The following is an 18583-nucleotide window of genomic DNA, read 5'->3' on the forward strand; positions in this document are numbered from 1 at the left end:
TAAAAGCCTTGTTAACAATATTTTAACTCTATTTTCATTTTACTCATTCCCCAAGAGCAGAGAAAAATGTGTATTTTTGAAGCTTAAAGTTTGAGCAATGGCAAAAATTATAGGTATCGCTAATCAGAAAGGTGGGGTAGGAAAGACTACTACTGCCGTAAATTTAGCTGCAGCATTAGGAGTTTTAGAAAAGAAAATCTTAATTATTGATGCAGATCCACAGGCAAATGCAACATCGGGTCTTGGTGTGGAAGAAGTGCCGTATTCTACCTATAATCTTTTGGAACATAGTGTTGAAACCAGGCTCTGTATTCAGCGAACAACAACTCCCAATTTAGATATCGTACCTTCTCATATTGATTTGGTAGCTGCCGAAATTGAGCTGGTAGACAAAGACAATCGTGAGTATATGCTGAAAAAGGCATTAGAGGAAGTAAGAGACGATTACGACTATATCATCATCGATTGTGCACCGAGTTTAGGTTTGATTACAGTGAATGCTTTAACAGCGGCAGATTCTGTAATTATCCCAATCCAATGTGAATATTTTGCGTTGGAAGGTTTGGGGAAGCTTTTGAATACCATTAAAAACGTTCAGAAAATTCATAACAAAGATTTAGATATCGAAGGATTGTTGTTGACAATGTATGACAGCCGTTTGAGACTTTCTAATCAGGTGGTGGAAGAAGTAAATTCTCACTTCCCGGAAATGGTTTTTGAAACAATTATCAGCAGAAATGTAAGATTAAGTGAAGCACCAAGTTTTGGTGAGAGTATCTTAAATTATGATGCTGAAAGCAAAGGTGCTATTCAATATATTCAGCTTGCAGAAGAGGTGTTGTTGAATAATGAAAATTTAGTAAAAAATTAAAAATCAAAAATAAGCCAATAGCATAGTATGAAGGACAGAAAAAGAGCGATGGGACGTGGTTTGGGAGCAATTTTAAGTGCTGAATCCAAAGCTACGGTCAATACAGCAACTGATGAAGGAGCAGATAAATTTGTTGGGAATATCATGGAGGTTTCCATCGAAGATATTTATCCCAACTCGACGCAGCCAAGAACTTATTTTGACGAAAAAGCATTAAACGAATTAGCACAGTCGATTACGAACTTAGGCATCATTCAGCCTATTACCTTAAGAAAAGAAGGGGAAAAGTTTGAAATTATTTCTGGGGAAAGACGTTTCAGAGCAAGTAAAATTGCAGGATTAACAAGTATTCCAGCATACATTCGTTTGGTAAATGATCAGGAGCTTCTTGAAATGGCTCTTGTGGAAAATATTCAGCGTGAAGATCTCGATGCGATTGAAATTGCTTTAACGTATCACAGACTTTTAGAAGAAATAGGTCTTACTCAGGAAAATTTAAGCCAAAGAATAGGAAAAGACAGAAGTACGATTACCAACTCAATCAGATTATTAAGATTGAGCCCGGATATTCAGAATGCAATCCGTAGCGGAGAAATTTCTGCAGGTCACGGTAGAGCAATCATTAGTCTTGAAAATGAAGAACTTCAGCAGGTTTTATTTGATTTAATTATCAAAGAAAAATTGAATGTACGCCAGTCTGAGCAAGCGGCTACTGCTTTAAAAAATCCAAAATCTCCGGCAGCTAAAAGAGCAAAAGCTGAGCTTTCAAATAATTATAAAAGAGCTCAGAAAACGATTGCAGATATTCTTGATGTGAAAGTTGAGATAAAAACAACAGGAACCGGCAAAAAAGGCAAGATTGTTTTAGATTTTAAAAATGAAGATGAGCTGGAATATATTTTATCTCATATTAAATAAATGAAAAAAATAGTTTTCACCTTTTTACTTTTTTTATCAGGGCTGGCTTTATCACAAACCAACCCAAGAGATACCATCAGGTTAGAGCATTATGCGACTGATAGTATTCCTGCTGTAAAGCCCCAAGCTGAAGCTAAAGTTGTTGAAGATATCGAAAAAGCAAATGCACCTGCATCTTTAAAAGTAAAAAAACTGAATCCTACAAAAGCAGGTCTGTATTCTGCCGTGTTACCGGGATTAGGGCAGGTTTACAATAAAAAATACTGGAAAGTTCCCGTTGTTTTGGGAGCGGTAGGAACCGGAGTTGGTATTGCAGTCTGGAACCAAAATCAGTATAAAAAATACCGTGAATATTATATTGCAAAACTTAATGGGGCTCAAAATGACTTCCTAGACAGAAACCCGACTCTTGATAAAGTGGCATTGGGAAATGCGCAAGACAGAGTAAAAAGACAAAGGGATTATGCAATTGCAATTACTGGTTTAATTTATATTTTAAATATTGTAGACGCTGTTGTAGATGCCCATTTGTATGAAGGTCGTAAAGATCCGGATTTAACATTAGCTCCTGCGGTAATCTATGATGACTTTAATACTAATCCTCCAAAAACAGGTTTGGCTTTAAGTTTCAGGTTCTAGAAAAAGATAATAAATAGTAAGATAATAAGTTTTAAAATTTTATGAAAATAGCGTTAGTTGGATACGGAAGAATGGGGAAGATTATCGATGAGATTGCCTTAAAAAGAGGTCATGAAGTTGTTGCCCGACTGAAAGAAACTCCGACTGCTGAAAATCTTAATAATCCGGATGTGGTGATTGAATTTTCACTTCCTGAAGTGGCTTTTGATAATATTAAAGCTTGCCTTGAAAATAAAATTCCGGTGATCTGTGGAACAACAGGTTGGCTGGAAAGAAAATCTGAAGTTGAACAGTTAGCCGTTGAAAATGAAACGGCATTTTTATATGGTTCAAATTTCAGTTTAGGAGTGAATTTATTTTTTGCTTTAAACGAAAAATTGGCTGGTTTGATGAAGAATGTTGATGAATATTCTTGTCAGCTGGAAGAGATTCATCATATTCACAAATTGGATGCGCCAAGTGGAACGGCTATTTCTCTTGCTGAAGGAATCATTAAGAACAATAATAAATTTGATGCGTGGAGGCTGGAAGAAACTCAGGAAAAACAATTGGGAATTTTTGCGATCCGTGAAAATGAAGTTCCGGGAACGCACTCTGTTTATTACAGAAGTGAAGTAGACGAGATCGAAATAAAACATACAGCATACAACAGAAACGGCTTTGCTTTGGGAGCTGTAGTTGCGGCTGAATGGATCAAAGATAAAAAAGGAAACTTTACAATGAAAGATGTTTTAGGACTCTAGATTTGTAACAAAATCCCTACATTGCAAACTAATACGAGTGAATGGTGAATTGTCAATAGTGAATCTATTATCATTTATCGCTCATTATTAATCATTTATAGTATAGATTAGGCACAAAAATTTATGAATTATTTTTTAACGTACACAGTTTATGTTCTCATTTTATCAGTATTGATGGGGATTTCCACTTGGAAGCTGTTTAAGAAATTAGGGTATAGTCCGGTATTCGCATTTATCCCTTTCTATAATTATTTCATTATCCTTAAAGAGACGAAACATCCGAAATGGTGGGCAATCTTGTCATATTTACCTATTGTAGGTCCTATTATGATGAGTGTTTTTCATTTGTATTTAATGAAAAAATTCGGAAAAAATTTATTCAAAGATCAATTGCTGACGGTGATTTTACCGTTTATTTACATGGCAACGGTAAATTATTCTAAAGATACCGAGATTGAAGATGAAAATGACTTGTATTTAACGGAAGAAGAGAAAAATGCACAAAAGAAAGATACCTTTATGGGATCAATCACTTTTGCAGTAGTTTTTGCAACCATCATTCACGTTTTTGTAACACAGCCTTTCGGGATTCCTACTGGTTCAATGGAAAGAACTTTACTTGTTGGAGATTTCCTTTTTGTAAATAAATGGAGCTACGGTTACAGATTACCAATGCGTCCTGTAGCAATTCCTTTCTTACAGGGAACAATTATGGATACCGGTGAACCGGGAAATCCTAAAGACGATCCTAAATCTTATGTAGAAGCAGTAAAATTACCTTACGAAAGAATTTTCCAATTCAGCAAGCCTCAGAGAAATGATATTGTAGTTTTCAACTATCCAAGAGATTCTGTGCATGTTTCACTAGACAGAGCAGATCCTTATGTAAAAAGATTGGTTGCAGTTGCAGGAGATACTTTTGAGATGAGAGAGGGTAGACTTTTCGTCAACGGAAAACCGGAAACTGTTTTAGGAGATCAGGAAGTTCAGCACAGATATATTGTAAACACAGGAAGTCAATTAGATATTCCAAGTTTATACAATACTTTTGGATTTTTACCTGTTCAGGAAATTCCAAATGGAAATGGCTTTATTTATGCTTTTCAAGGTTTAACAAATAAAACGGCGGCAGAAATTAAGAAACTACCACAGGTTATTGATATGAAAGAAGATATACAGCCAAAAGGTGAATCGGCTATTTCATATCGAGATGAAGCAAGAACTAAAATAGACACAACAAATTCTATTTTCCCTATCAATAGCGGATGGAATCAGGATCAATATGGACCGCTGAAAATTCCTAAAAAAGGAGATGTTGTTACACTTAATGAAAAGACTTTACCCGAATATCAGTGGATTATTAAAAACTATGAACATAATTCATTAGAAAATAAAAACGGAAAAATTTTCATTAACGGAAAAGAAACCAATCAATACACTATTCAGCAGGATTATTATATGATGGTGGGAGACAACAGAGATGCTTCTTTAGATGCAAGATTCTTTGGTTTTGTTCCTGAAGAAAATATTGTTGGAAGACCGATGTTTACCTGGATGAGTTTACAAGGTGCTTTTAAAGATTCAGGTTCATCTTATCAGGCTCCATTCAAAGTTCGTTGGGATAGAATGTTTAAAGCTACCAATACAGGAGAAGCTAATAAAACTTCTTATTGGTGGATTGCAGCAATGATACTTGTTCTTTTCTTTGGCTGGGAATATTTTATGAAATTATTCGGAAAGAAGAAAAAAGAAGACGAGATATAATTAAAATTTAAAAATAAATAAAATGAAGTGTTTGAAAAAATGCTTCATTTTTCTATATAATAGTTATGCAGAATATATTATTACCGGTGTTTTATTTACCCCCAATTTCATGGTTTTCAGAATTTTTAAATGTTGAAAATGAAGTGGTGTTCGAACAATTTGAGAGTTTCCCGAAGCAGACCTTTAGAAACCGCACCAATATCTATGGAGCCAACGGCAGGCTTTCATTAATCATTCCGATTATTCATAATGGAAATCGTGAATTCAAAGATACTGAAATGTCTTACCGCGAAGATTGGCAAAAAATTCACTGGAAATCTATTAAAACAGTATATCAAGGTTCGCCATATTTTGAATACTATGAAGATAAATTGGAGAAACTATTTGAAAAGAAAGAAAAATTTCTGTTAGATTTCAATATAAAAAGTATAGAAATCGTTCAAAATCTTCTAAAGACAGAAAAGGCATACTCTTTGAATGAAGAATATATCAAAAATCCTGAAGAGGTTAATTTCAGAGAAAAGTTTTCTGCAAAAAAAACTTCGGAATACGAAATGGCTGAATATTTTCAGACATTTTCAGATAAACTAGGATTTTTGAATGATTTATCGATTGTGGATCTTATTTGTAACAAAGGACCAGAATCGATGACTTATATTAAAAATATTAAAAAATTATAATCAAACGAAGCTGTAGAATTGGTGAAATGCCTATGAATATTGCTTTTGCAGATGATTATTAAATTAATAAATAAATTCTACATATGAAAAAGGTAATGTTGGCCGCAGTTTTTTTAGCAGGCTTTACTTATTCATCAGCTCAGCAAACTCCTGCAGTTGATCCAAAAGAAAATAAAGATTTAATGACTTGGTATCATAAAGATTTTGCAACGACAAAAGTTTATGGTGTTAATACTGAAAATGCTTACAAGTTTTTAGAATCAAAAGGTCTAAAGCCTAAAACAGTAGTTGTTGGTGTTTTGGATAGCGGAGTTCAGGTTGATCACCCTGGCTTGGTTAATAATATGTGGAAAAATCCTAATGAAGTTCCAAATAACGGTAAAGATGATGACGGAAATGGTTATATAGACGACGTTCACGGATGGAATTTTATTGGTGGAAAAAATGGTGATATTGATGTAGATAACATGGAAGTTACCAGAGTTGTAGCAAAATACAAACCTGTTTTTGAAGGTGATAACTCTACTCAGAACAAAGCAAATCAGGCGAAAATGCCAGAAGAATTTGCCATGTATATGAAGTCGAAAGAGCTTTTTACTAAAAAAAGTGTTGATGCAAGACAAAGTTTTCAGCGTTATACGATGATTAACGAGTCTATTCCATCAATGGTAACAATTTTAGGAGGACAACCTTTAACAGCAGAAATTCTTAAAAATAAAAAACCGTCTACCCAATTGGAAGCTGTAGCATTGGAAATTCTTACCAACATTGCTAAAGATCCTACATTCGCAGGAAAACCTTCTGCTGAAGTTGAAAAAATGATGAAGGATGAAATGAAAAATGCATTAGATCATTTCGGTCCGATGGCAAAGCAATATGATCTTAATTATGACCCAAGAGCAGAAATTGTAGGTGATAATTATGATGATTATTCTGAGAAGATTTATGGGAATAATCATTACCAAGGCCCTGATGCTGAACACGGAACACATGTTTCCGGGATCATTGCAGGTTTGCCGCAAGGTAAAGAAGTACAATACGGTGTTGCATCTAGAGTTGCAAAAATAATGTCGGTAAGAACTGTTCCTAATGGTGATGAGAGAGATAAAGATGTTGCCAATGCGATAAGATATGCAGTAGACAACGGAGCGAAAATTTTAAATATGAGTTTTGGAAAACCTGTTTCACCAGGTAAAAATGTAGTTTGGGATGCCTTTCAATATGCTCAGGATAAAGGTGTTCTTTTAGTAAAAGCTGCCGGAAACGAAAATGAAGATGTTGCAGAACATTTGGCTTATCCTACGAACTTTAAAAACATTACAGACGAAGCCCCTTTTGTAAATAATGTAATGGTTGTAGGCGCAAGTACCAACAGAAACAACGAATTGAGAGCTAGTTTCTCAAATTATAATAAAAAAATGGTGAATGTATTTGCACCGGGAGAAGAAATTTATTCTACCGTTCCTACCAACGAATACAGTTATCAACAAGGAACTTCGATGGCATCTCCTGTAGCAGCGGGAGCAGCGGCAGTATTGCTTGCTTATATGCCCAATCTTAAACCTGTACAGATCATTGAAGCATTAGTGAAAACTAGCAACGCAAGTACAGAAAACGAGTTCGGAGAAAAATCTCAGGCAGGTGGAGTAATCGATGTGAAAAAAGCTGCAGAGTATGCATATAATAATTTCTACGATGGAAAATCGACTACAGTGAAAACAAAAACTGTTAAAAAATCGAGACCCGTTAAGAAGTCTGTAAAGAAATAATAATCAGACAGATTGAAATAATTTAAAATAAAGCTTGAGTTTTTTCAGGCTTTATTTTTTTGAAATAAATAAAATTTGGCACGGTTTTTTGTATTATCTTTAATGTTAAAATAATAAAACTACAATATGAAAAAGCTATTACTTGCAGGTATAGTGGGAGCCTCACTTTTTGCAGTGTCTTGTTCCACAGTAAACAAAGCTAAAGACGCACAGGCTGTAAGGTCAGAATTTCTAAAAATGAAAGGCGATTGGCAGATTGTAAGCATCAATTATGATAAGGCCTACAAAATCAAACCTTTTGATGAAGGAGCAGATGCACAGTGTTTTGTAGGAAGTCATTGGAGATTTATACCAAATAATTATTCGGGTTCTTATACATTAAACGGAGGCGGTTCTTGTCCTCAGTTTATTCAGCCAATAAAGGTTGATATTAAGGGTAATGTTTTCACATTCAAAAAAATTGCAGACGGTACAAAGGCTAAACAAAATACAGCAGGTTATACTTTAACTGTAATCAATAATTCAACAGATCAGTTTTCTTTAGAACAAAATGTACCATTTGAAGGTAGCTCGATAAAAGTAGTTTACAATTTCGAAAGAACAGGAATGGATTATACTAAATAATTAATTAAAAATATTTTAAGATGAAATTTAACAAAACATATATAGCAGCATTATTTTTATCATCAGCTTTGTTATTAACAAGTTGTGAAGCCGTACAAAATTCTAATCACCAGCAAAGAGGTACAGCCGCTGGAGCAGCTTCAGGAGCTGTAATTGGTGGTATATTGGGAAACAATGTAGGTAAAGGTAAAAATGCTGCACTAGGAGCTGTTTTAGGAGGTATTATTGGTGGGGTTACAGGTAATGTTATCGGTAGCAAAATGGATAAACAAGCGAAAGATATTAAAGAAACTCTTCCGGGCGCTGAAGTAGAAAGAGTAGGAGATGGTATTAAAATCACAATGAATGAAAGTATTGTTACTTTTGCATTTGATTCATCAGAGCTTACAGCGCTCGCTAAAACAAATCTTGATAAATTAACGAAAGTTTTAGTAGATAATCCAGATACAAACATCAATATTTACGGACATACCGATAGCAAAGGCGCAGATGATTACAATCAAAAATTATCTGAAAGAAGAGCCAATTCTGTGAAATCTTATTTGATTTCTAAAGGAATTGCTTCTAGCAGATTGTTTGCTTCAGGTGAAGGAGAGTCTATGCCAGTTGCTTCAAATGATACCGATGCAGGAAGAGCTAAAAACAGAAGAGTAGAGTTTGCAATTACTGCAAATGAGAAAATGATTAATGACGCTCAACAAGGTCAATAGTCATTTAACATATAAATATTATTTTTTAAACCGCTTTGGCGGTTTTTTTTGTATTTTTATGGCTAATTTTTGTTCGTAAAATCAGTATTTTTGCAATCGAAACCACATTAATGAAGAAATATTTAAAACTCCTTCGAGTAGAACAATGGGTAAAGAATCTTTTTGTTTTCGTTCCACTTTTTTTCTCTGGCAATGTTAAAAATTTAGATTTACTTAGTAAAAGTATTTTTGCATTTATCATATTCTCTCTGGCTGCAGGTGTTGTCTATATTCTTAATGATTATAACGACATAGAAGCAGACCAAAAGCACCCCGAAAAAAGAAGACGTCCGCTTGCGAGTGGCGCTGTTTCAAAGAAAACAGCAATAAGTATTCTGATAGGTTTAATTATTGTAGATGTTGCTCTTATTTTATTTGCACAATTCTATTTTCATCGCCCAGTCTGGAAATTTGCTTTCATTATTGCATTTTATTTTGTAATGAATCTTGCGTACACCTTCAAGCTGAAACATGTTCCAATTGTTGATATTTTTATCATTGCCATTGGCTTTGTTCTTCGTGTACAGGCAGGTGGTTACATCACAGGGATTTTCATTTCGCAATGGGCAACTTTGTTAACTTTTGTCTTAGCATTGGTTTTAGCGATAGGAAAGCGTAGGGGAGAGCTCATCAATGCGCAGGTTTCGGGTAAGACAAGAAAAGCTTTAGATGGTTATAACGTACAGTTTGCAGATATTGCACTTTCTATTTCTGTGACTTTGGCGATTATTTGTTACCTGATGTTTACACTTTCGCCTGAAGTTCAGCAAAAGTCACATTCCAGTATTTTTTATACCGTAATATTTGTTGTTTTTGCATTTCTAAGATACTTGCAACAAACATTGGTTTATAATCGAACAGAATCTCCTACAAAAATTTTATACCGAGACCGGTATATCCAGATTACGCTCGTTTTGTGGGTAATCTCGTTTTTAATATTGATTTATTTTAAACACAGTATTCTTAATTTTAATTTACTGTAATTATGAAACAAAATTTCATACAAAAAGTTACAAACTGGGGCAATTTTCCTATTGTGGAAAAAGAGATGAAGTCGGAAGACAGCTTCAGAAAGATTAAAGAATTTGTGCAGAACCATAACGAGCTGATTGCTAGAGGAAACGGAAGATGTTATGGTGATGCTTCGTTGGGAGAAAGTATTTTTTCTACTAAAAAATTAAATAAATTTATAAGTTTCGACAGATTAAATGGAATTTTAGAATGCGAATCTGGTGTTTTATTGTCTGATGTTTTAGAAATATCAGTTCCGCAAGGATATTTTCTTTATGTAACGCCCGGAACAAAACTGATTTCCATTGGTGGTGCAATTGCATCTGATGTTCATGGGAAAAATCATCATTCTGAAGGTTGTTTTTCAGAATATGTAATTGATTTTAAATTAATGACAGAGAATGGCGACATTATTATCTGTTCAAAAGAAGAAAATTCCAACAAATTTTATGCGACCATCGGCGGAATGGGACTTACAGGAATTATTCTTTCGGCTCGATTTAAGCTTAAAAATATAGAAACAGCCTATATTCGTCAGGAAAGTATTAAAGCTGAAAACTTAGACGAAATATTTAAATTATTTGACGAAAGCGAAAGCTGGACTTACACCGTGGCATGGATCGACTGTCTGCAAAAAGGTAAAGATATCGGAAGAAGTATTCTGATGAGAGGTGAACATGCTTTTGCACATGAGCTTCCTCAAAAATTATCAAAAAATCCTCTAAGATTAAAGAAAAAGTTTTCTCCGACTGTGCCGTTCTATTTTCCCGGATTTGTTTTAAATGCTCTTACCGTAAAGCTTTTTAATCTGTTATATTTCAAAAGACAGACAAAAAAAGAGGTGAAGAATATTATCGATTACGAAACCTATTTCTATCCGTTGGATGCGATTAATGATTGGAATAAAATTTATGGTAAATCAGGGTTCATCCAATATCAAATGGTGATTCCGAAAGAAAATGGAAAAGAAGGAATGAGAAAAATTCTTGAAACCATTGCCAACAGCGGCAACGGTTCTTTCCTTGCCGTATTAAAATTATTCGGAAAAAATAACCCTGAAGCATATAATTCTTTCCCCATCGAAGGCTATACTTTAGCATTAGACTTTAAGGTAAATTCTAAGCTGAAAAAATTGGTTGAGCAATTAGATCAAACCGTTCAGGAATTTGGAGGGAGAATTTATCTTACCAAAGACAGCATGAGTAAATCTTCGCTTACCAATTATCTTAAAAATGTAGAAAGTTCGAAATTTGTGTCTTTACAGCACAAAAGAATCTTAAATAATAAGTAAAATGATAGTTCTCGGAAGTACATCTGAAGTAGCGCAGGCTTTTGTGGAAAAAGCTTTGCAGGAAGGCGAAAAATATGAAAGAATCTATCTTTTTACCTCAAATAAAGAAGCAACGGAACGTTTTGCAAAACATATTGATGTGAAATTTCTGCAGCAATCTGAAATTATTGAACTCAATCTGACCAAAAATATCAATTATTTTGATTTTGATCATGTTAATTCAAATGTTTTGTTTTGTGCGACCGGTTATTTGGGAGAAAGTACTGAAGATGGTTTGTACGACAATAAAAATACAGAGCGAATTATTGACATTAATTACTCAAAATTAGTTCCTGTGATGAATTATTTTGCGCAAAAATTTGAAAGTAAAAGGTCTGGAACAATTATCGGTTTATCATCGGTTGCAGGAGATAGAGGAAGGCAGAGTAATTTTATTTACGGAAGTGCAAAAGCGGCGTTTACAGCTTATTTAAGTGGACTTCGTAATTATCTTTTCGAAAAAAAGGTTCATGTTTTAACTATAAAACCTGGTTTTATGGCAACAAAAATGACCGAAGGTTTACCATTAAATCCGAAATTGACAGCAACGCCAAAGCAGGCTGCAGAATGTATTTACAAAGCATTCAAAAAACAAAAAAATGTTGCATACGTTTTACCGATTTGGGGCGTTATTATGATGATTATTAGGAATATTCCTGAGTTTATATTTAAAAAATTAAAGCTTTAACTGTAATATGAAAAAACTGTATTGTTTTGATTTTGACGGAACTATCACTTATAAAGATACCATGTTTATGTATCTTAAATTTTACAATCCTTCAAAATTCCGGGTTCAATTTTTGAAACATATTCCGCTTTTTATTTTATTAAAACTAAAATTGGCAGAAACTGAAAAAGTAAAAAAAAGCTTCATTGGTTCTGTGTTGAAAGGTCAGTTGCAGTCTAAAATTGAAGAAAAGTCTAAACAGTTTTTCGAGGAACATTATCCTAAAATAGTAAGAGAGAATGCTTTAGACTTTATTAAAAATATAGATAGACAAAATACACGCAGTCTTATGGTGACGGCTTCTCTTGATATCTGGACTCAACCTTTTGCCGACAAATTGCAGATGAATCTTATTTCTACAAAGGCGGAGTTCAAAAATGGGATTTTTACAGGAAACTTTATAGGCAAAAACTGCAACGGAGAAGAGAAATTAGAACGCATAAAAAAAGAAATTTCAGACGATAAGTATGATAAAATCATAGCGTTCGGAGATACTTCCGGAGATAAGCCAATGCTGAAATGGGCAAATGAGGGTCATTACCAATTTTTTCATTAATTTTGAAGGATTAATAAAAGTAAAATGAATAAACTGCTGATTTTTTGTTTTGCAACCTTAATGAGTTGCACAAGCACAATTGCACAAAAATCTGAAGATATGCAGAGTAAAGCTGAAATTATAAAGTCTGAATCGCAAGGTGGAACCGAACAGCCCGGCTTTGTAATCATCAAAAATGAACAGGAATTTCAGAATGTAATACAATCTAAACAGGGAACTTCTCTTGTAGAAGTAGGAAGTGAGCCTGTGATGAAATATCCTGCATTTCCTGTTGGTAAAAAGGTAGTTGTGTATAATCTAGGTTCATTCAGATCTGGCGATCATACAATAAGAGAAATAAAAAGTATTTCTGTAAAAGATAATGTGCTGTATGTGGAAGTACCGATGTATGAATCGGGCGGAATGGAAATTCAGATGCTTTCAAATCCTTGGTTTATCTTTACAGTTCCTTCAAGTTATAAATTCACTTCAGTACAATTAAAATCTTCAAAATAAAAATGAATAAAATATATTTAGATAACGCTGCTACAACGCCTCTTTCAGAAGAAGTAATCGATGCAATGGTTGATACGATGAAAATGAATTTCGGAAACCCTTCTTCTACACACAGTTTTGGTCAGGATGCAAAAATCCTTATAGAAAATGTAAGAAGGCAGGTTGCAGATTATCTACATGTAACGCCTGCTGAGATTATTTTCACCTCTTGCGGTACAGAATCTAATAATATGATTATCAAATCAAGTGTTGAGCATCTTGGTATTGAAAGAATCATAAGCTCTCCAATGGAGCACAAATGTGTTTCTGAGAGTATTCTGGATATGAAAAACAGAAAAGGGGTAGAGGTTGCTTACATTCGTCCTAACGAAAAAGGAGATATTGATTTAGCTAAATTAGAAGAATTACTAAAAAGTTCAGATAAAAAAACATTGGTGAGCTTAATGCATGCCAATAACGAAATCGGAAATATCGTTGACATTAAGAAAATTGCACAGCTTTGCAAAGAGAGCAATGCGCTTTTCCATTCTGATACCGTTCAGACAATGGCGCATATGAATCTTGATTTCTCAGATATTCCTGTTGATTTTGCATCTTGCAGTGCGCATAAATTTCATGGCCCGAAAGGAATTGGTTTTGCATTTATCAGAAAAGCAAGCGGCTTAAAAGGGATTATTACAGGCGGTCCGCAAGAAAGAAGCTTGAGAGCAGGAACAGAAAATGTTGCCGGTATTGCCGGTTTAGGAAAAGCTCTGGAGCTTTCATTAAATAATATGGAAGCTTACACAGAACATATGCAGACTATTAAACAGTACACAATCGACAGAGTTGCTGCAGAAATTCCGGGAGTAAAGTTTAACGGTAGAAGTTCAGAGGCTGACAATAGCTTATACACTGTGGTAAGTCTTTTACTTCCCTACAAAAATCCTTTAATCGGATTGCAACTTGATATGAAAGGGATTGCTGTTTCACAAGGAAGTGCATGCTCTTCAGGAGCATCAAAACCTTCTATGGTAATGATGATGGTACTTTCTGAGGATGAAATGGATAATTGCACACCTTTGCGTGTATCTTTCAGCCACATGACGACAAAAGACGATATTGATGCTTTTGTGACCGCTTTAAAAGAAATTTCTAAAGATTTCGTTATAGAAAATACAAATGTTGAGCATAGATAGGCTTTTCATTTTAAAGTGGTAATTTTGAATTAGGAAAATAAATAAGAATATTAATAATTAAAAGATAAAAAAATGGCTTTAGAAATTACGGATAGCTCGTTTCAGGAAACGGTTTTAAAATCAGACAAACCGGTATTGGTAGACTTTTGGGCAGTATGGTGCGGACCGTGCAGAACTTTAGGACCAATCATCGAAGAAGTTGCAACAGATTTTGAAGGAAAAGCTGTCGTAGGAAAAGTAGATGTAGACAACAACCAGGAAATTTCTATGCAATATGGAATTAGAAATATCCCTACAGTTCTTATTTTCAAGAATGGTGAAGTAGTAGATAAATTGGTTGGAGTTACTCCAAAAGAAGTAATCGCTGAGAAATTAAGCGCACACTTGTAAAAAAAATACTTTGATAATGAGTGCTTTCCGTTATGGGAAGCATTTTTTGTTTCTAAAAGTTTGCAAGACTATTAAAAATTTGTATTTTTGCACCACAATAAAGGAAGATACTTCTTTAGGTATTGTAAAAGATCCGGTAGTTCAGCTGGTTAGAATGCCGCCCTGTCACGGCGGAGGTCGCGGGTTCGAGTCCCGTCCGGATCGCATAAAAGCTTTAAAACATTTTGTTTTAAAGCTTTTTTTATGTTCAAAATGCAATCTTAAATTGATCTTAGAAATCAGTTTGAAAGCTTTACTAAGAAGGATAAAAATTATAATTGATTGAGATCAGATCTTGCGTCTTTCAAAGTATGTTGTCATTGTTTTTGTAATGCTCCTTTTGAAGGTTATATGTTGAAGTTTGATCTTTCATCTCGCATCTGGCTTATCGTTAAGATCTTCTGCTTGATATTGAGCCTTATTTTATTAATTCTAAAAAAACAAAAAAGTAGGGTAGGAGGTGTGATTGTTTCGATCGGGAAAATCTAAAACGAAACTATAATTAAACATCTTTTAAAGATAGGCTGAGAAGGAAATTGAATATAAAAGAAAGAGTTTTAGATGTGTAGTAATTTCTATTAAGCTGATTGCTAAAAAAGGATGCTTTCTGAATGTTATGTAAGTAGGGTTATTTTATATTCATAGACGCTTTTATGAGGCTTAAAAAAAGAGTTAGAGCAAGTCTCAATATGAACTTATTAAACTATAATGAGATGGTTGATTGTTTCAGCAGATGAAGTATTGATGCTTTGGCAGAATCATTTAATTCGGAGAAAAAACTAAGGCTAAAGCTTGAAGGTATAAAGGGCGATACTTTTCTTGTTTATGTTAGTTGGGGTCTTGTATGATTCTAAATTTTGAGACTGATTTAAATATATGCTCAAGGTATATAAACGAAAAAAGCTTTAAAACAAATATTTTAAAGCTTTTATGCGATCCGGACGGGACTCGAACCCGCGACCTCCGCCGTGACAGGGCGGCATTCTAACCAGCTGAACTACCGGATCAATTTTTTTAAAGTTAAAATTGTAAAACTTTTTGCGATCCGGACGGGACTCGAACCCGCGACCTCCGCCGTGACAGGGCGGCATTCTAACCAGCTGAACTACCGGATCTTTTGCAATGCCCAGAAGAATTACCTTCCGTTATTGTGGTTGCAAATATATAGCTTTTTTCAATACCTGCAAACTATAATTATTAATTTTATTAGAATTAGAGATAAATCACAGAGAATCAATCTCATTATTTTTAAATTAACCTTACATCAAAATATTATTGACAGGTTGCAATGCAGGTGGAAGATCCGTTTCACCAAGCATTTCCCGAAGATCGATCTCAATATTTCTTGTAATCTGCGTAATCGGAACATCGTTGGGATTTCCTTCAAAAGGATTTTCGGTACTTTCACCAATTTGCTCCAAAACCAGGAAAACCCACCCTACTAAAACACTGAAAGGGATGGTAAGCCAGATAATATGCTCCCCAAATTTCTCGATCATTTTAGAAAACTCACCCAAAAAACCAAATGGCAATAAGAAACACAGCATATTGGTAAAATATAAATTAATGCTTGTAAACTGTCTCGGATACGGAAAGTTTTTAATCCGTTCACATTTTCCCTGCTGATCATAAAGATCTTTCAGCTGATTTTCTAAAGCCACATAATTGTAATCTGAGATCAAACCATCCTCATTAAGCTTTCTCAAATGTTCTGACTGAATGGCGAGAATTTGTGTCGCTCTGTTTTTGGTCGATAAAATATAACCCAGCTCTTTTTCAGAAAGAAAAGGTTTAAGCTCTTCCGACAAATCACTTTCCCACTCCGGAACTTTGTAATATTTCAGATATTCTTTGTAGTAACTTCTTACTTTTACATTTTCCCAGCTTTTGGTTTCTCTCAACTGAAATCTCAATGCAGTGAGCCAGGCAAAATGACGGTAAATAATTTCTTTGTGAAGTTCAGATTCTTTCAGTTTATCATTATTTCTCACAAAATCTTTCACCATAATTCCGAAAGCACGACTGCTGTTGATGATTGCTCCGTAAATCTGTCTCGCTTCCCAAGTTCTGTTGTAGGTTTGTGTATTTTTAAATCCTGAAATAAACGCTGTAGCCGTTCCCAACAATGCAATCGGAACCCATGGAATTGCAAGCCAATTTAATTCTAAAAAATAGAAAAGAAGCGTTGGAATTATACTCAAAACGAGCATTTTGTAAATTTTAGAGCGCGTCCACGGGATGAAGTGCTGAAGTTTGTAATGAGAATTTGTATTCATGTTCTTTTAAAATAAATTAATGTCCCGCTCCTGTTATTTTCAGTTCATTTAAATCTAGCTGAAGTTCGGATTTACGGATTTCTTCATCTGAAAAAAGCTTTTCTTTTCTCATTCTGAATAATTCTTTCCTTTGAATAGCATAAATATCCAGAAGTATTTGATGATATTTTTCAATTTCCTGATGTTCTGTTTCATCGCATTCTAAAGATTCCAGTCGTTTATTGGCAACGTGAATATCAGATTCTAAATTAGATTTATAAAAAGCAACTAGTTCATTATCATTTAATTCGGCAGTATATTTTTCATTGACTAATTGAAGCGCTGTATTGTCTAAAATAAGCTGAATTCCTGTCTTTTGCTCTTCTTCAGGGACAAGATCATCAATTTCTTTAAGTTTAATTAATTTAATAATAAAAGGTAAAGTCAGACCCTGAAAAACCAGCGTAATAAATATCACAACGAAGGTGATAAAAATAATAAGATCACGTTGTGGAAAAAGTGTTCCTTTATCATCCAGATAAAACGGAATTGAAAGCGCAGTCGCCAATGAAACAACTCCTCTCATCCCTGCCCAACTGATTACAACAGGACCTTTCCAGCCCGGAGAAGGGTCTTGTCTGGCTTTTGAGCTTAACCATCTTGGAATATGCGCTGACGGAAAAACCCATAAAAATCTTAGTAAAATAATAATTAAACTTACAATTGCTCCATATTTTATACCCTGCCAAACTGAATATTTTCCTAGAGATTCTATAATTTGAGGAAGTTCTAATCCAATTAAAACGAAAACGACAGCATTCATTACAAAAATAAGTGTCGTCCAAACCCCAAGCATATTTAATCTTGTGCTTCCTGTCTTAAAAATCTCGTGAGAACGCCATGAAATAAACAACCCTCCCGTTACCACTGCCATTACTCCTGAAAAATGAAACTGCTCTGCCGAAAGAAATAAAATATAAGGCGTCATTACCGTTAAAGCCGCATCAATTGCCGGAGTTGTCGGTAAAAAACGGTGAATCACGTACATAATATGTGCTCCGACAAGTCCCACAACAATTCCCATTCCTGCAACCCAAAAAAAACTGTCCGGTGGCTTCCTGCATTGAAAAAGTTCCGGTAATTACAGCAAGTAAAGCAAATTTAAAAACGATTAACGAAGAAGCATCATTTACCAAACTTTCACCCTCCAAAATCGTCATCAATCTTTTCGGAACTCCCATTCCTTTTAAAACGGTAGCTGCTGCAACTGCATCGGGAGGTGAAATAATTCCACCTAAAAGAAATCCTAACGCAAGGGTAAATCCGGGAATAAAAGAAGAGGTAAAGTAAGCGACAATTGTTGACGTAAAAAATACCAAGCCAAAAGCCAGCAAGCCGATTGGGCGTTTCCATTTCCAAAAATCCGTCCATGAAGTGTACCAAGCTGCTTCGTATAATAAGGGTGGTAAAAATATCAGAAATATGATTTCCGGATCTAAACCTACATGCGGAATCCCCGGAATAAAACTGATTCCCAAACCCGCAATAACGAGAAAAATAGGATAAGCGACTTTGATACGCTGAGCCAACATTACCAGCATAAACACAGAAAACAAAAGTCCTAAGACCAATAATATAGAATGATGCATTTTATTTTTTCAGTTTGTGTAAATAATCTGAGCGAATTTATTATTTTAAATATTAATCACCTCAATACAATTATTAATTTTAAGATTTTTTTGAAAATAAAATAGTAATAATACAAAAAAGCAGTAAAATTTACTTTACTGCTTTTTCGATTTAGACGATATTTTTACTTTTAAGAATATTCTTTTATACCTAAAA

19 protein-coding genes and 3 tRNA genes are annotated in these 18583 nt (G+C 34.4%); 17 read left to right on the top strand and 5 right to left on the bottom strand.

What is annotated here, in order from left to right:
* Nucleotides 1–97 precede the first annotated feature (97 nt).
* From B5X64_RS06795 to B5X64_RS06875, 17 genes are all read left to right on the top strand, one after another.
* The gene (locus tag B5X64_RS06795; RefSeq protein ID WP_079464506.1) at nt 98–871 is read left to right on the top strand and encodes a ParA family protein; all 774 of its coding nucleotides are present in this window, start codon (nt 98–100) and stop codon (nt 869–871) included.
* A gap of 27 nt (nt 872–898) precedes the next feature.
* Nucleotides 899–1789, top strand: a complete 891-nt coding sequence (locus B5X64_RS06800) for a ParB/RepB/Spo0J family partition protein (RefSeq protein WP_079464507.1) — start codon at nt 899–901, stop codon at nt 1787–1789.
* Nucleotides 1790–2428: a DUF5683 domain-containing protein gene (locus tag B5X64_RS06805; protein ID WP_079464508.1), complete on the top strand. Its 639-nt coding sequence runs from the start codon at nt 1790–1792 to the stop codon at nt 2426–2428.
* Between the two features lie 41 nt (nt 2429–2469).
* Nucleotides 2470–3171, top strand: a complete 702-nt coding sequence (gene dapB, locus B5X64_RS06810; RefSeq protein WP_079464509.1) for a 4-hydroxy-tetrahydrodipicolinate reductase — start codon at nt 2470–2472, stop codon at nt 3169–3171.
* Between the two features lie 123 nt (nt 3172–3294).
* Nucleotides 3295–4935 (top strand): signal peptidase I, encoded by a 1641-nt coding sequence (gene lepB, locus B5X64_RS06815; protein ID WP_079464510.1) that lies wholly within the window; start codon nt 3295–3297, stop codon nt 4933–4935.
* 65 nt (nt 4936–5000) lie between these two features.
* On the top strand, nt 5001–5615 hold the full coding sequence (locus B5X64_RS06820) for a WbqC family protein (protein WP_079464511.1): 615 nt from the start codon (nt 5001–5003) through the stop codon (nt 5613–5615).
* An 83-nt stretch (nt 5616–5698) separates the two neighbouring features.
* Complete coding sequence (locus tag B5X64_RS06825; protein WP_079464512.1) at nt 5699–7384, top strand: S8 family serine peptidase; 1686 nt, start codon at nt 5699–5701, stop codon at nt 7382–7384.
* Between the two features lie 126 nt (nt 7385–7510).
* Nucleotides 7511–8008, top strand: a complete 498-nt coding sequence (locus B5X64_RS06830) for a lipocalin-like domain-containing protein (protein ID WP_079464513.1) — start codon at nt 7511–7513, stop codon at nt 8006–8008.
* Between the two features lie 20 nt (nt 8009–8028).
* On the top strand, nt 8029–8718 hold the full coding sequence (locus B5X64_RS06835) for a YiaD family glycine zipper/OmpA-like lipoprotein (RefSeq protein WP_079464514.1): 690 nt from the start codon (nt 8029–8031) through the stop codon (nt 8716–8718).
* Between the two features lie 110 nt (nt 8719–8828).
* A complete protein-coding gene (locus B5X64_RS06840; protein WP_079464515.1) occupies nt 8829–9740 on the top strand; it encodes a UbiA prenyltransferase family protein in 912 nt (303 codons plus the stop codon).
* 2 nt (nt 9741–9742) lie between these two features.
* Complete coding sequence (locus B5X64_RS06845; RefSeq protein ID WP_079464516.1) at nt 9743–11059, top strand: FAD-binding oxidoreductase; 1317 nt, start codon at nt 9743–9745, stop codon at nt 11057–11059.
* 1 nt (nt 11060) lies between these two features.
* Entirely contained in the window at nt 11061–11786 is a 726-nt protein-coding gene (locus B5X64_RS06850; protein WP_079464517.1) for an SDR family NAD(P)-dependent oxidoreductase, read from the top strand.
* 7 nt (nt 11787–11793) lie between these two features.
* Nucleotides 11794–12381 carry an HAD-IB family hydrolase gene (locus B5X64_RS06855; RefSeq protein ID WP_079464518.1) on the top strand — a complete coding sequence of 196 codons (588 nt, stop codon included), beginning with the start codon at nt 11794–11796 and terminating at the stop codon, nt 12379–12381.
* A 24-nt stretch (nt 12382–12405) separates the two neighbouring features.
* The gene (locus tag B5X64_RS06860) at nt 12406–12876 is read left to right on the top strand and encodes a hypothetical protein (protein ID WP_079464519.1); all 471 of its coding nucleotides are present in this window, start codon (nt 12406–12408) and stop codon (nt 12874–12876) included.
* A gap of 2 nt (nt 12877–12878) precedes the next feature.
* Nucleotides 12879–14054, top strand: a complete 1176-nt coding sequence (locus tag B5X64_RS06865; RefSeq protein ID WP_079464520.1) for a cysteine desulfurase family protein — start codon at nt 12879–12881, stop codon at nt 14052–14054.
* Nucleotides 14055–14126: 72 nt separating this feature from the next.
* Nucleotides 14127–14444, top strand: coding sequence for a thioredoxin (gene trxA / locus B5X64_RS06870; protein WP_034682284.1), 318 nt, complete (start codon nt 14127–14129; stop codon nt 14442–14444).
* 130 nt (nt 14445–14574) lie between these two features.
* Nucleotides 14575–14648: transfer RNA gene (locus B5X64_RS06875), tRNA-Asp, on the top strand.
* Between the two features lie 768 nt (nt 14649–15416).
* Here the strand turns inward: B5X64_RS06875 and B5X64_RS06880 are convergent.
* The 5 genes from B5X64_RS06880 to B5X64_RS23145 form a co-directional block, all read right to left on the bottom strand.
* Nucleotides 15417–15490: transfer RNA gene (locus B5X64_RS06880), tRNA-Asp, on the bottom strand.
* 34 nt (nt 15491–15524) lie between these two features.
* Nucleotides 15525–15598, bottom strand: a tRNA-Asp gene (locus tag B5X64_RS06885).
* Between the two features lie 144 nt (nt 15599–15742).
* Nucleotides 15743–16759, bottom strand: a complete 1017-nt coding sequence (locus B5X64_RS06890; RefSeq protein WP_079464521.1) for a bestrophin family protein — start codon at nt 16757–16759, stop codon at nt 15743–15745.
* Between the two features lie 16 nt (nt 16760–16775).
* Complete coding sequence (locus B5X64_RS23140; protein WP_249414785.1) at nt 16776–17822, bottom strand: cation:proton antiporter; 1047 nt, start codon at nt 17820–17822, stop codon at nt 16776–16778.
* Nucleotides 17743–18387 (bottom strand): cation:proton antiporter, encoded by a 645-nt coding sequence (locus B5X64_RS23145; protein ID WP_249414786.1) that lies wholly within the window; start codon nt 18385–18387, stop codon nt 17743–17745. Before B5X64_RS23145 ends, B5X64_RS23140 begins: the two co-directional genes overlap by 80 nt.
* Nucleotides 18388–18583 lie beyond the last annotated feature (196 nt).

The organism is Chryseobacterium balustinum (assembly GCF_900168205.1).
GTDB classification, from domain to species: Bacteria; Bacteroidota; Bacteroidia; order Flavobacteriales; family Weeksellaceae; genus Chryseobacterium; species Chryseobacterium balustinum.